Source organism: Hyphomonas pacifica (assembly GCF_000682675.1).
GTDB lineage: Bacteria > Pseudomonadota > Alphaproteobacteria > Caulobacterales > Hyphomonadaceae > Hyphomonas > Hyphomonas pacifica.
In genome coordinates this window covers 1-13,386 of sequence record NZ_AWFA01000034.1, presented here as the reverse complement: position 1 = coordinate 13,386, position 13,386 = coordinate 1, and the positions used below count along the sequence as shown (strand labels likewise).

14 protein-coding genes and 1 tRNA gene are annotated in these 13,386 nt (G+C 58.5%); 9 read left to right on the top strand and 6 right to left on the bottom strand.

The genetic code is table 11. The features are described from left to right. Window positions 1–45 precede the first annotated feature (45 nt). Entirely contained in the window at window positions 46–996 is a 951-nt protein-coding gene (locus HY2_RS16820) for a DUF2793 domain-containing protein (protein ID WP_051594929.1), read from the top strand. Here HY2_RS16820 and HY2_RS10875 read toward each other — a convergent pair. Both HY2_RS10875 and HY2_RS10870 read right to left on the bottom strand, forming a co-directional pair. Further along, window positions 978–2,228: a glycosyltransferase gene (locus HY2_RS10875; protein ID WP_081815026.1), complete on the bottom strand. Its 1,251-nt coding sequence runs from the start codon at window positions 2,226–2,228 to the stop codon at window positions 978–980. The two genes, HY2_RS16820 and HY2_RS10875, sit on opposite strands and share 19 nt — an antisense overlap. Window positions 2,229–2,231: 3 nt before the next feature. Beyond that, on the bottom strand, window positions 2,232–3,293 hold the full coding sequence (locus tag HY2_RS10870; RefSeq protein ID WP_051594927.1) for a glycosyltransferase family 2 protein: 1,062 nt from the start codon (window positions 3,291–3,293) through the stop codon (window positions 2,232–2,234). A gap of 210 nt (window positions 3,294–3,503) precedes the next feature. Between HY2_RS10870 and phhA the strand changes: the two genes are divergently transcribed. Beyond that, on the top strand, window positions 3,504–4,361 hold the full coding sequence (gene phhA, locus HY2_RS10865; RefSeq protein WP_034827505.1) for a phenylalanine 4-monooxygenase: 858 nt from the start codon (window positions 3,504–3,506) through the stop codon (window positions 4,359–4,361). Here the strand turns inward: phhA and HY2_RS10860 are convergent. Next, complete coding sequence (locus tag HY2_RS10860; RefSeq protein WP_034827503.1) at window positions 4,358–5,029, bottom strand: DNA-3-methyladenine glycosylase I; 672 nt, start codon at window positions 5,027–5,029, stop codon at window positions 4,358–4,360. The two genes, phhA and HY2_RS10860, sit on opposite strands and share 4 nt — an antisense overlap. Window positions 5,030–5,121: 92 nt before the next feature. Between HY2_RS10860 and HY2_RS10855 the strand changes: the two genes are divergently transcribed. After that, a complete protein-coding gene (locus HY2_RS10855) occupies window positions 5,122–6,075 on the top strand; it encodes a UDP-glucuronic acid decarboxylase family protein (RefSeq protein ID WP_034827501.1) in 954 nt (317 codons plus the stop codon). Between the two features lie 271 nt (window positions 6,076–6,346). On the opposite strand, the gene HY2_RS10850 is transcribed toward HY2_RS10855, so the two are convergent. Further along, a tRNA-Ile gene (locus HY2_RS10850) sits at window positions 6,347–6,423 on the bottom strand. 143 nt (window positions 6,424–6,566) lie between these two features. On the opposite strand from HY2_RS10850, the gene galE reads away from it, so the two are divergent. Beyond that, the gene (gene galE, locus HY2_RS10845; RefSeq protein WP_034827499.1) at window positions 6,567–7,616 is read left to right on the top strand and encodes a UDP-glucose 4-epimerase GalE; all 1,050 of its coding nucleotides are present in this window, start codon (window positions 6,567–6,569) and stop codon (window positions 7,614–7,616) included. 18 nt (window positions 7,617–7,634) lie between these two features. Continuing rightward, window positions 7,635–8,480: an SIMPL domain-containing protein gene (locus HY2_RS10840; RefSeq protein ID WP_051594926.1), complete on the top strand. Its 846-nt coding sequence runs from the start codon at window positions 7,635–7,637 to the stop codon at window positions 8,478–8,480. A 21-nt stretch (window positions 8,481–8,501) separates the two neighbouring features. Here the strand turns inward: HY2_RS10840 and HY2_RS10835 are convergent, their stop codons facing one another. Both HY2_RS10835 and HY2_RS10830 read right to left on the bottom strand, forming a co-directional pair. Then, entirely contained in the window at window positions 8,502–9,464 is a 963-nt protein-coding gene (locus HY2_RS10835) for a KpsF/GutQ family sugar-phosphate isomerase (RefSeq protein WP_034827497.1), read from the bottom strand. Between the two features lie 97 nt (window positions 9,465–9,561). Further along, window positions 9,562–10,683 carry a D-alanyl-D-alanine carboxypeptidase family protein gene (locus tag HY2_RS10830; RefSeq protein WP_112063309.1) on the bottom strand — a complete coding sequence of 374 codons (1,122 nt, stop codon included), beginning with the start codon at window positions 10,681–10,683 and terminating at the stop codon, window positions 9,562–9,564. 263 nt (window positions 10,684–10,946) lie between these two features. Here HY2_RS10830 and HY2_RS10825 point away from each other — a divergent pair, with 263 nt between their 5' ends. The 4 genes from HY2_RS10825 to HY2_RS10810 all read left to right on the top strand — a co-directional run. Beyond that, on the top strand, window positions 10,947–11,378 hold the full coding sequence (locus HY2_RS10825; RefSeq protein ID WP_034827495.1) for a phasin family protein: 432 nt from the start codon (window positions 10,947–10,949) through the stop codon (window positions 11,376–11,378). Between the two features lie 184 nt (window positions 11,379–11,562). Further along, complete coding sequence (locus HY2_RS10820; protein WP_034827493.1) at window positions 11,563–11,964, top strand: DUF1499 domain-containing protein; 402 nt, start codon at window positions 11,563–11,565, stop codon at window positions 11,962–11,964. A 71-nt stretch (window positions 11,965–12,035) separates the two neighbouring features. Then, window positions 12,036–12,419, top strand: coding sequence for an ATP-dependent Clp protease adapter ClpS (gene clpS / locus HY2_RS10815; RefSeq protein WP_034827491.1), 384 nt, complete (start codon window positions 12,036–12,038; stop codon window positions 12,417–12,419). Window positions 12,420–12,446: 27 nt separating this feature from the next. Beyond that, window positions 12,447–13,386, top strand: a 940-nt coding sequence (locus tag HY2_RS10810; protein WP_034827757.1) for a Clp protease N-terminal domain-containing protein, incomplete at its 3' end; no start/stop codon positions are given.

Genomic DNA, 13,386 nt, shown 5'->3' with positions numbered 1-13,386 from the left:
GGTCGTTGCCTTACCGTTCGCAGGTAAGCAAAAAGGACATCCCGAATGGACCATTCCTCACATCTTGGCCTGCCATATCTGCAACCCTCCCAGGCGCAGAAACATGTAACCATCAATGAATCCCTGGAGCGCCTAGACGCATTGGTGCAACTGTCGGTCATCTCGCGGGTGACTGACATTTCAGATGTGACGCCTACGGAAGGGGACCGCTATCTGATACCTGACGGGGCGACAGGGGGCTGGGCCGGGCGGCAGACGGAGATCGCCGCTTGGTATGCGGGCGAGTGGATATTCGTTACGCCAGGGGCAGGGTGGCAAGCCTGGGTGATGGACGAGGCGAAGCGGATTGTGTTCCAGGCGGGCGCCTGGGCCGGTGCTGCCGAAGAGGCTGCCCGCTTTGGCGTGAACATTGCGCCAGATGATATACGGCGCCTGAGTGTCCGGTCTGCACAATCGCTGTTTACTCATGATGGGGGTGACCACCGACTGGTCATCAACAAGAATGCGTCTATGGATATTGCCAGTCTGGTGTTTCAGCAGAATTATTCCGGCCGCAGTGAACTCAGCCTCGGGGCCGACGGAGCCTTTGCCTTGCGCACCAGCGAGGATGGGTCCAGTTGGCAGTCTCGCTTCAGCGCTGCGCCGGGCGAAAAGCAGGTTTGCTTTTCGGGTGCGCGCAGTGGCCTGATAGACATTCCTGATGCGGATGTGGCCACGATCATTCCACCCGGCAGCGGCGGGTTCCTTATGCTGACCGTGGTGGACCCGGATTATCCGCAGGCACACCATAGCGGAATATTGGTATTTGATGTGGGGACGTCTCCAGGTCTGATCACTCTGACAGCGGGAACAGGCCTTCATAATGCGGGTGTGTCTTCCCCCGGCGCGCTTGTCGGCGAAGTCAGCCGGTCCAGCCTCGGTGTTGACAGTTCCGGTTTGCACATCAGGAACCGGACGGGCGATGCCAGAACCTATTCCTACACTTTTCTGGGCTGATCCGGGGTGAGCCGTTGTTGCACATATTTTCTGTAAGCCTGTGCACTCAGTCGGGACGTGACGCGTTGGCGGCCATCTTCGCCCGTTTTTCTGGTCAGGTCCGGATCGTCATATAGCTGTTTCAGCTTGCGCCCGGCAACATCGAGATCCGGCTCGGCCCATTCCTGTCCTTCGTAAATCCGGTCCTGATCCTGCACGGCAATCATCGAGACGGGAACAGCACCGAAATAGTCCGTACCCATGAAGTCCAGATTTCCTGACCAGGCGGTTGCGAGTACAGGTTTGCCGCGTTGCATGGTTTCGGCAATCACCAGGCCAAAGCCTTCTGCACGATGCAATGACAGGAAGACGTCGCACCGCTGGATCAGTCCGTCCACCTCTGAGCGTGACCAGGTCTCGTTTACAATCAGAATACGCGGGTCTCCTTCAGCGGCGGCGTGAAGCCGGGCAGAAGATTCCGGGTATTGCTGGCCGTGCTGTGTCTTGATGATCAGCATAGCATTTTCATCACCGGAAAATGCCTTGCGAAAACTTCCAATCGCGCCGAGTGGATTTTTCCGCATCAGGGATGAGCGCATATCGAACATGCACAAGGCAACAAATGCATCCTGTGGCACGTCAATCGGGCAGGCTAGGGCTTCAGCCGCTGCTGGGCCTCCCAGTGCTGGCAGGGGGTGCGGCACCACATGAACAGGGCAACTGGCCTCTGTCATGGCGTCCGCCACAAATTGCGCCGGCACCCAGATTTCATGACAGAGGCGGCTACGTTTGATCCAGCTTTTCGGTGCTTTCGGCAGTTCCCAGGCCCAGTAACCGATGACTCTGGCTCGTGAGCGGTGTGTCAGGCCCAGCTTTGCGAGTGCAAAGGAAAATTCCGGCGCATTCACATGGATGATGTATGTGCCGGTCAGGCTTTCCGGGGCGGGCGGCTTGTTCAGCAGGGCCATCGCGGATGGCGGGCCAAGATCAATTCGCTCAACATCCATACCCAGCTCTTCCAGTGCATTGGCGCACCGTATGGCTGACGCGGCAATGCCGTGGGATTCCGAGAAAAATCCGGCTACGTATAGTTTGCCCTCTGTCCAGTTCGGGCTGCGCCGGCTGAGGAGGAAGCTGACTTGCTCGATGGTTTTCCAGCTATATTTGCCAACAGCCTTGCGCATCCAGAGGGGCAGGGGCAAAGCTTTCCAGAATCCGCGCGCTGCGCGTAAAAGACGTCCAAAAGACAACATGCGTCAGCTAACCGTGGTGTTTGGGTTTTTGGCAGGCGTGCAATTATCTGTAGCCTGCTTTTCCGGACCGTGCTGCGTTTGAAGCGGGCGGACATGTACACGCCGCCGGCTCATGCGGAACGGGTTCCACGCCATGCTGCGTGCCAGCCTCCACAAAGGTATACGTTGCACGCGGTCTTTCTTGCCTGCCTTGCGCATGCGCGTTGCGCCTTTCAGGCCATCACGCATTCCGCGCCAGGTGTGCCGGAAGCGCCCGTTGAACATGCTGTGTCCCAGAACATAGGCAGAGAGCGCTAGATGTCCGGGGATTGTGGGCCAGAACAACAGGGATGGCATGTTGCGGGCATAGGTCCACACCCTGTTGCGGCTGCCATGATATGTGGAGAAGTCGCTGTCGCGGCCGGACAGGCCGCCGCCAACATGATGGATGATGACCTTCGGCAGGAAAACGCACCTTTCGCCCGCCAAACGCAACCGGAAGCCCAGTTCGACATCTTCGCAGAAACAGAAGAAATCCTCGATGAAGCCGCCCTTTTCGAGAAAAAGCGCCCGGTTGAAGATGGCACCGGCACCGCAAGGGCTGAAGCATTCGCCTTCATCCGGCATTTCGCGCGCCGGGCGCCCAAAGCCGCCCCGCCAGGGAAAGCCAAAGATCAGATAGGCATCGCCGGCTCCGTCCAGCAGATCAGGATATTCCAGGCTGTATTGTGCCGAGGCGAACATGTTCACGCCAGGATGGCGTGCAATTCCGCTGGCGATCTCATCCAGATAGGAGGGGTCTGCCACGGCATCCGGATTCAGGCAGACGATCCAGTCGCCCCGCGCGTGGGCAACACAGATATTCGACCCGCGGGCATAGCCGTGATTTTCTGTTTCAGCGAGCAGGGTGAAACCAGGCAAGCCTGACGTTTCAAGATGGTCGACAGAGCCGTCGCTGGAGGCATTGTCTATCAGGATGACTTCAAAATCCTGGCGTGTCTGGCGACTCAGGGAATCCAGAGCATCCTGCACATAGTGGCCACCATTATAGTTCACGATCACGACTGAGAAGGTCGGTTTTGGCATCTTTGGTTTATCTGTATTTGCCGATGTTCTGATAAATTGATTGCATCCCATACCCGGTAACCCATCATCTTTCGACCATTTGTCTGACTTTATATGGCTGTTTCATGGCGTAGGGCCTGCTCGTTCATTTGACAGGTGATCCCGGAGAAAATATAGTTGCAAATGAAACTATATTTGTTTTGACCATACCCTCTGAGGAAAGGCGCCAGGATGCTAAAGAACCGGTATCATGACGCACCCCGCGCGGCTGATTTCACGATTGATCAGGCGTGGGAGAGCTACAGCCCGGAGGAGCACGACAGGTGGGACCGCCTGTTTCGTCGCCAGCGCGAGGTCGCCAAAGGCCGGGCCTGTGCCACGGCCCTGAAGGCGATGGAAGAGCTGGAGCTTTCAGCCTCCGGCATCCCGCATATGGGAGAGCTGTCGGACAAGCTGGAAAAGATCACCGGCTGGCGCGTCGTGCCGGTCGCAGAGCTGGTGCCGGACGAGATTTTCTTTGACCATCTGGCCAATCGCCGCTTCCCGGCGGGCGCCTTTATCCGGCCGGAGGCAGAGTTCGACTATCTGCAGGAGCCGGACATCTTCCACGACATTTTCGGCCATGTGCCGCTGCTGGCCAATCCTGTGTTTGCGGACTTCATGGAGGCCTATGGCAAGGGCGGGCAGCGCGCCATGCAGCTGGGCCAGCTGCACAATCTGGCGCGGCTCTACTGGTACACGGTGGAGTTCGGCCTGATCCGCGAGGCAGGCGGCCTGCGCATCTATGGCGCCGGCATTCTGTCCAGTCCGCAGGAAACCGTCTTCGCGCTGGAGGATGACAGCCCGAACCGTGTTGCCTTCGATCTGCAGCGCATCATGCGCACAAAATACGTCATCGACGATTTCCAGCAGACCTATTTCGTCATCGACAGTTTCGATGCGCTGCTGGACGCTTGCTACAAGGATTTTGGCAATGTCTATCAACAGGTCAAAGACCAGCCAGACATTGAGGCTCACGAGACCCTTGCGGAAGATGCACTGCTCAACAAAGGCACGCTGGGCTACTTCCGAAAGAAGGCGTCCGTCTAACCCACGCTGAGGGCCAGCAGGCGGCTGATCTGCGCATAGGGCAGGCCGCTGTCGCTGTGCCAGTAATTGAAGGCTACCTGCACTTTCTTCATCGCGGATTTGCTCTTCGCTTCCGGCGTCTCCAGCACGTCCTCACGCATCAATGCGCGGCAGACATCCCCGGATGTGATCCAGGAATCATGCCCTGAAAAGCGCAGGAAATACTGCCCTGTAGCGCCGCCAAGGCGAGAGCCCTTCTTGCCCAGATAATCCAGCAGGCCTGCCTGGTCATTCTGCGGCCAGGCCTTCAGGAATTTGCCAAAGCTGCCATGCTCAGTCGCTGTCTCTGCCACAAAGCGGGCATTCTCCAGCGTTGCCTTGATCTTCTGGCCATTACGCACGATGCGTGCATCAGACACTAGCTGACCCATCATCTCGTCGCCAAAGAAGGCCAGCTTGTGCGGGTCGAAGCCCTCAAAGGCCGCTTCAAAGCCCGGCCATTTGGTGTCGATGACTTTCCAGTTGAAGCCGGCATTGAACACACACCGCGTCATGGTTGCCAGGTATCGGTCGTCCGGCACCTTGGCCAGATCCTTCACGGCGTGCGAATTGCGCGACATTTCCAGCACGGCGTCGCGGCTGCCATGATGGCTCGCAGCAAATCCGATGATGCGGTCCATCGTGTTCATGGCTCGGCTTCCTCCCGGAAATCACCTTGTCGCATCACCGCGAAATGTCCAAGAGCCTTGACCGGGCAGGGAAAAGCGGAGATCGCTTGACCATGCATTATGTCCCGCGAATTCTTGTCACCGGCGGTGCCGGTTTTATCGGCTCCTTCCTGTGCGAGCGGCTTCTGGAAACCGGCGCGGAAGTGCTCTGCGTCGACAATTTCTTCACCGGCCGGCGCAGCAATGTCGCCCACCTTCTGGACAATCCGAAATTTGAGGTAATGCGCCACGACATCACCGTGCCGCTGTTTGTCGAGGTCGACCAGATCTACAATATGGCGTGCCCGGCCAGCCCCATTCACTACCAGTTTGACCCCGTGCAGACGACCAAGACCAGCGTGCACGGCGCGATCAACATGCTGGGCCTGGCCAAGAGGACCCGCGCGAAGATCCTGCAGGCCTCCACGTCTGAAGTGTATGGCGACCCGGAAATCCACCCGCAGACCGAAGACTATTGGGGCAATGTGAACCCGCTTGGCCCCCGTGCCTGTTATGATGAGGGCAAGCGCTGCGCCGAGACGCTGTTCTTTGACTATCACCGCCAGCACAATGTGAAGATCAAGGTCGCGCGCATCTTCAACACCTATGGCCCGCGCATGCATCCGAATGATGGCCGCGTTGTTTCCAATTTCATAGTCCAGGCGCTACGCGGCGAAGACATCACCCTCTATGGCGATGGCGAGCAGACGCGCAGCTTCTGCTATGTGTCTGACCTTGTGGATGGGCTGATCCGCCTGATGAACACGGAAAATGACGTCACCGGACCGATCAATCTCGGCAATCCGGGGGAGTTCACCATTCGTCAGCTGGCCGAGCAGATAATCGAGCAGACCGGCTCAAAATCCCAACTCGTTCACAAGCCGCTGCCGCAGGATGATCCGCGCCAGCGCCGCCCGGACATCACCCGCGCCAAGACCACGCTGGGCTGGCAACCGGGCATCCGCCTCGCCGAAGGGCTGAAGCCCACAATTGAATACTTCCGGAATGAGATTGCGGAGATGGCATAACGGCCAGCACGTTTGCCCGGCATGGCGGGGGCCATCCGGTTGGGTCAGCCGCTATATCCCTGCGCAGGGTCCTGGATAAACCATTGCGGATTTTCCGGGATGACAGGGAGGGGAGGTTTGTGCGCGTGCAGCCATCCTTCGACTTCGCTCAGGATGAGTCTTGGTGTGTGGGGCGAGACGGAATTTGTCATCCCGGCCAAGCGTAGCGCAGAGCCGGGATCCAGTGTCGCAGTCGTGCTTTTCGGTGACGCTCAAGGCGACCGGAAATGAATGGTGGGCCCGGCAGGACTTGAACCCGCGACCAAACCGTTATGAGCGGTCCGCTCTAACCAACTGAGCTACAGGCCCCAGCCGCCCGTTTTAGCGAGCTTCTCCGCCTTGGCAATGCGTTGTCTGCGCCCGGGATTTACGAAATATGGTAGGCCTGTTGCATGGAGTGTATCCCCATCTCCCGGGATGGAACACGCCAATACAGATAAGGGCCAGGATACATGCAGGACAGATCAGGAACTATTCTTGTTTCGGGCGGCGCAGGCTATATTGGCTCGCATACCTGCGTCGAGCTGGTAAAACGCGGGTATAGACCTGTTATTGTTGATGATTTTTCGAATTCCTGCGCTGCTGCCATAGATCGCATCTGCCAGATTACCGGCGTGAACGATTTGCCCGTCATCGAGGCGGACATTCGCGACACGGCGCGGATGGAGGCCATCATGCGAGAGCAAGAATGTGCCGCTGTGATCCATTTTGCCGGCCTGAAGGCCGTGGGCGAATCCACACAGAAGCCGCTCGACTATTACAGCGTCAACGTCCAGGGCTCGCTCAGCCTGCTCACGGCGATGCAGGCGGCCGGGGTGAAGCATATCGTGTTCTCCTCCTCCGCGACCGTTTACGGCACGCCGGTTTCGCTGCCCTATACAGAGAGCCATCCTCTGGCGCCGACCAATCCCTATGGCATGACGAAATATGCCGTGGAGCTGATGCTGAACGATCTCGTCGCGTCGGGCGCCGGTGTGAATGCAGGCATCCTGCGCTATTTCAATCCGATTGGCGCGCACCCGTCCGGCCTGATCGGGGAAGATCCGAATGGCATTCCGAACAATCTGATGCCCTATGTGGCGCAAGTGGCCGTTGGCCGCCGCCCGCATGTCAATGTGTTCGGCAATGATTATGACACGCCGGATGGCACAGGCGTGCGCGACTATATCCACGTCATGGATCTGGCTGAGGCGCATATTGCCGGTCTGGAAAAGCTGATGGCGTCTCCGGACAGTTTCACGGTCAATCTAGGCTCCGGCAATGGCTATTCGGTCCTGGACGTTGTGAAGGCCTTCAAAAAGGCCAGCGGCCGCGACATTCCGGTGGAGTTTGCCCCGCGTCGGCCTGGTGACCTTCCAGCCTATTGGGCAGACCCGACCCATGCGCGGGAACTTCTGGGGTGGCAGACACGTTTTACGCTAGACGATATGTGCCGGGACCAATGGGCCTGGCAAAGTCAAAACCCGAACGGATATCCAGACGGGGACACAAAACCGGCCTGATTTGTTCATGAGTGCGTCATGTCTCTCCTGCAAGGCTGGATCATCAAGTCAACGCAAGGAGCGAACATGCGTATTGCCCGAAACCTGCTTATATCATCCAGCGCGCTTATCTTGGCCGGCACAATGGCTGCCTGCGCTCAGATGCCAGCAGCCCAGAATGCAAGTGCAGGAACCATGACCAGCAGCTACCATCCCAACTCCATCCAGCCTGAAACAACGCTCGACATTTCTGCCGAAGCGACCGTGAAGCAGGCGCCCGACATCGCCTATATCAATGCCGGCGTTCAGGCCGAGGCCGACACGGCGCAGCAGGCCATGGCTGATCAGGCGAAAGCGATGAACAGCATGTTTGAGGCGCTCGCCGCGGCAGGCATTCCCGAAAAGGACATGCAGACCTCAAACCTTTCGCTCAATCCGGTATATGACTATGTTGAGGAAACCGACGGCAATGGACGTCGCAGCGGCAAACAGGTGCTGCGCGGGTATACTGCCTCCAACCAGCTGACGGTGAAAGTCTCCGATCTCGACAATTTGGGCGAGACGCTGGACAGCTTGGTCGCGGCCGGTGGCAACACGTTCAATGGGCTCTCTTTTGCCCTTGAAGATCCCAGCGATGCTCAGGATGAGGCCCGCCGGGATGCGATCAAGGATGCCATGTCCCGCGCCCAGCTTTATGCGAACGCCGCCGGCATGCGTGTTGGCCGGATCGTCAGCATCTCTGAATCGGGTGGCTATGCCCCGCAACCGATGCAGATGGGCCGCATGGTAATGAGCGAAGCGATGGACGCCAAGTCCACGCCGATTTCCGGCGGTGAGATTGGCTATTCCGCTCAGGTCAGCGTGAAGTTTGAACTGGTGAAATAATCACCCTGAAGCGCGGGCGCCTCAGACGTATCCTTCGGCAAGAAGATCCTTCATGTCGATGATGCCGATGGGGCGCCCGTCTTCCACGACAAACGCATTCGAAATGCGCTTCTCCGTCAGCCGCTTGATGACAACAGACATTCTCTCTTCCGGGGAGATGGTCTGTGGATTGGCGGTCATGATGGAGGTGGCATTGCCGCTCAACTTGCCTGCCAGCATGGCCCGGCGCAAATCGCCATCGGTCACCATGCCGACCATTTTGCCCGCCTCATCCAGCACGGCGACACAGCCCTTGCGGCCTTCCGAAATCGCCAGGATCACCGTGTCCACGGCTGCCGTATCGCTCACGCTTGGCAAATCGTCTGCGCGCCCGGTGACATAGTCCCCGGCATTTTGCAGGGACCGACCCAGCTTGCCGCCCGGATGGCGGAAGCCAAAATCTTCACGCGAGAATCCCCGGCGCGCCATCAGCACAATGGTCAGCGCATCGCCCAGCGCAAGCGCCATGGTGGTGGAAGAGGTCGGTGCCAGGCCATTCGGGCAGGCCTCTGCCACGGACGGCATTTTCAGCAGCACATCGCAATTGCGGCCCAGCGTGGAGTCCGGCGCGCGGCTCATGCCTATGACGGGGATCTGATTGCCGCGGCAATAGCGCAGCAAATCCACCAGTTCACGGCTCTCTCCGGAATAGGAGATCGCAATCACCACAGAGCCCGGGACGATCATGCCAAGGTCGCCATGGCTGGCTTCGGTCGGGTGCAGGAAGAAGGACGGCGTGCCGGTCGAAGCAAGGCTCGCCGCCATTTTCTGGCCGATATGACCTGACTTGCCGACGCCGGCGACGATGACATGGCGGTCGGTCGCCATGATGAGGTCGGCGGCCTGCTGAATGGTTTCATCCAGTCCGGATTCCAGTTGTTCCAGCGCATCGCGTTCAATGCGGATCACATTGCGCGCTATGTCGAGATCGCTTTCACGGGTCACGTCGAGTCGCTCCTGATGCCTTAAAAGCGTTCTGGGTCAGGGGCGCGGACCTGGCAAGGCCTGAACTGAAGCGGCATCTGCCGCAGATGTGCGCTGCTTATCGAACGATGCCCATCTGGCGCGCTTCATATTCTGACACGCTCATCATTTGGGTCTTTGGTTGCTCAGCGACATTGATGGTGGTTTCCATCTTGGTCTGCTCGACAATTTCCGGCTCAGCCCGGGCGACAATGGCGGCCTCTTCCTGCGCTGCCGCTTTGTCAGCGGCAACAGCCTGCGCCGTAACCAGCGTTTCGGCTGGTGCCTCATCATCACTGCCGCCTTCGGCAATGATCACGCGCAGCGGCTTGCCGTTCAGCATCGGTTCGGCCGCACCATTCGGGTGGATCGGCAGGGCAACCTTGGCAAAGACCAGATCATGCTGCTCAGCCGGATCGTTCAGTGTTTCAAAGGCGGCCTCGACCAGATCCTCGACATGGGTGTTGCGGGATTTGGATGTGTTGCCGCCCAGCATGATGGCGATGACGCGGCGATTGTCGCGCTTGGCGGAGGCCATCAGATTGAAGCCGGAGGCGCGGGTATAGCCGGTCTTGATGCCGTCCACACCGTCGACCTTGCCCAGCAGGTCATTGTGGTTCTTGTAGTCGCGCCCGCCCCAGGTGAAGCTGCGCTGGGAGAAATAGTGGTAATAGTCAGCGTGATTTTCCAGCATTGCCTCGGCCAGGATGGCCAGGTCGCGTGCGGTCGTCAGCTGGCGCGTATCGGGCAGACCGGAAGCATTCATGAACCGTGTATTCTGCATACCCAGGGATTCGGCCTTCACCGTCATCAGCTGTGCGAACCGGCTTTCCGTGCCGCCCAGACGCTCGCCCACAACGGCGGCGACATCATTGGCAGACTTGTTGACCAGCGCGCCGATGGCATCGCGGACGGTGATCGTGGAGCCGGTGCGCAGTTTCAGATTGGAAGGCGGCTGACTGGCCGCATGGCGTGAGACGGTCAGGCGCTCGTCCAGCGTCACGTCTCCGGCCTTCAGGGCGTCGAACAGCATGTAGAGCGTCATCACCTTGGTGAGAGAGGCCGGATAGCGTGGCTCGTCCGCATTGCGGGCGTGCAGTACTTCATGTGTGTCGGCATCAATCACAATGGAAGCATATTTCTCGGCTGCCGCAGTCTGGACAGCCAGACCGGACATGAAGAGCATCACCGTTAAAGCCATAGCCTTCAGAACTGGTGAAAATGCTCGCCGCATCGTGTTTCCTCCCAAATGAGTTAACCCCGGACGCCCCGGTCTTAATCTAGAATCTGTCAAATCTGTTGACCACACCTTAACGCAGGGCCCAGCCTCACAAATCCGTAATCTGCTGGCAAGGGAGAGTGCGGAAACATGACCGGAATTTATTGTGCGGTGCACAAAAAATCATTGCATGTGCGAACAATTTACGCTAGGGTACTCTCTCGACGCTAGAAGAGGACTATCCCATGGCGACAGCAAAGAAAGCCGCTCCGAAGACAAAAGCGACCACCGCCAAGGCGGAAGCGCGTGTCGCGGATTCAGCGAGCAAAATGATTGATGAAGGTGTAGAGCAAATGACGGATTACGCTGGCAAGTTCGGCGGCTTCGCCGAAGACGGTTTCAAGGCATTTGCCAAGCAGGCAGCCAGCTCCACGGAAGTTTTCCGCACGCTCGGCGCCCGCAACATGGATTTCTTCGCTCGCACGCTGGAGCAGGGTGTGGAAGCCACGCAATCGCTGACCAGCGCGAAAGACCCGCGCGAAGCGATGGAAATCCAGACCGGTTATGCGAAGAATTTCTTCTCCGCCTACACCTCTGAAATGACCAAGCAGGCTGATATCTGCATGAGCGCATGGCGCAATGCGGCGAAGCCGTTCATGGCATTTTCCGGCAAGTAGGCTTGCCCCTCGAAATCCCGTCCGGGCGTGGCAGAGGCCCGGCGTGGAGGTAGAGTGAGTAGATTGGTGGAAGCCGGGCCTGATTGGCCCGGTTTCTTCTTTTTAGGACAGTCTCTTCTTTTTGGTCCGTGTTGACGCTGGATCAGGGGCTGGCGCAGGCCGCGAGTCCGTATACATTTGTAACATGAGCGATTTTCTGGACTTCTCCACCCTCAAGCGTCCGAAGACGCCAAACACCTGGCTCGTCGCCCCGCCCGGCTTTGTCGATCATGCCTCACCAGACGGCGAGGCGCCGCTTTTTTCCTGCACAGCTGAGGAATTGTTTGCCCGCGCCGAGGGTGTGGTCGCGGGCCATAAAAGGTGGGAATTGCAGGCCGCAGATCCGGCATCCCGGCGGATGCATTTCATCGCTATTTCGAAGATCCTGCGTTTCAAGGATGACGTTGATATCGCAGTCCTGGCAGGCCCGGAGGGCTCCGGCAAAGCCACGCTCGCTATCTATTCCCGGTCGCGGGTCGGGCGCTCTGATTTCGGAGTGAATGAAAAGCGTATTCGGGAGATTCTTGATACACTTGCCTTGCCTTAAATTCAGGCAGCCTGTGTAATTGGCAGACATCAACTCTTCAAAGTCCAGCAGGAACGTATATCTTAAGACATATGAGCGGCACTCTTCATCCTATCTGGTTAAATGACCCGGGCCCCGAGGGCCCTCCGGGGGGCAGTCAGTCAGGGGATGAGGATGGTTCCAATTTCGGCCTCGCGACGCAGACGAGAACCCGGACGAAGAAGCCGTCGCTCTATCGTGTCCTTCTGCTGAATGATGACTACACCCCGATGGAGTTCGTCGTTTTCATTCTGGAGCGGTTCTTCAACCGGTCCACAGAGCAGGCGACGCGGATCATGCTTCACGTTCACCAAAAGGGCGTGGGGCTGTGCGGGGTTTATACCTACGAAGTGGCCGAAACGAAGGTCGCGCAGGTTTTGGACCTTGCCAAACGCCATGAACACCCTCTCCAATGCGTCATGGAGAAAGACGACTAGAAACACTCATCCCGGAAGGCCAACCCCTTGCCACGCTTGTCCCCCTCCTTAGAGACCGCCCTGGAAAAGGCCCTAACGCTCGCCTCGGAGCGTGATCATGAATACGCAACTCTGGAGCACCTGCTCCTGGCGCTGACGGAAGATGAGCATGCCCGAGAAGTCATGGGCGCCTGCAAAGTGGATATTGAAGCGCTCAGCGCCGATCTCAGCCGCTACATCGACGAAGAATTGTCCAGCCTGATTGTGGATGACGGCGAAGGCCGCGTTCAGCCCACGGCTGCCTTCCAGCGTGTGGTGCAGCGCGCCATCCTGCACGTCGAAAGCTCTGGCCGCGATGAAGTGACCGGCGCCAATGTGCTGGTTTCCATCTTCTCCGAGCGTGAAAGCCACGCTGCCTACTTCCTGCAAGAGCAGGATATGACCCGCTATGACGCGGTGAACTTCATCTCTCACGGCGTGGCCAAGCAGCCGGGCATGTCCCGTCCGTCCAGCCCGCGCGGCGCGGAGCATTCAGAGGAAGAACCCGTCAAGCAGGGCCATGAGGCGCTCGACGCCTATTGCGTGGACCTCAATGAAAAGGCGCGCTCCGGCAAGATCGATCCGCTGATCGGCCGCGAACTGGAAATCAATCGCTGCATCGAGGTGCTCTGCCGCCGCAACAAGAACAACCCGATCCTCGTTGGCGATCCGGGTGTGGGCAAGACGGCGATTGCCGAAGGCCTCGCCAAGAAGATCGTGGACGGCGAGGCGCCTGAAATCCTGGACGAAGCCGTCATCTGGTCGCTCGACATGGGCGCCCTGCTGGCCGGTACGCGCTATCGCGGTGACTTCGAGGAACGCCTCAAATCCGTGATGAAGGAATTGGAGCAACAGGAAAAAGCCATCCTGTTCATTGACGAGATTCACACCATCATCGGCGCAGGCGCTACGTCCGGCGGCGCGATGGATGCGTCGAACCTTCTGAAGC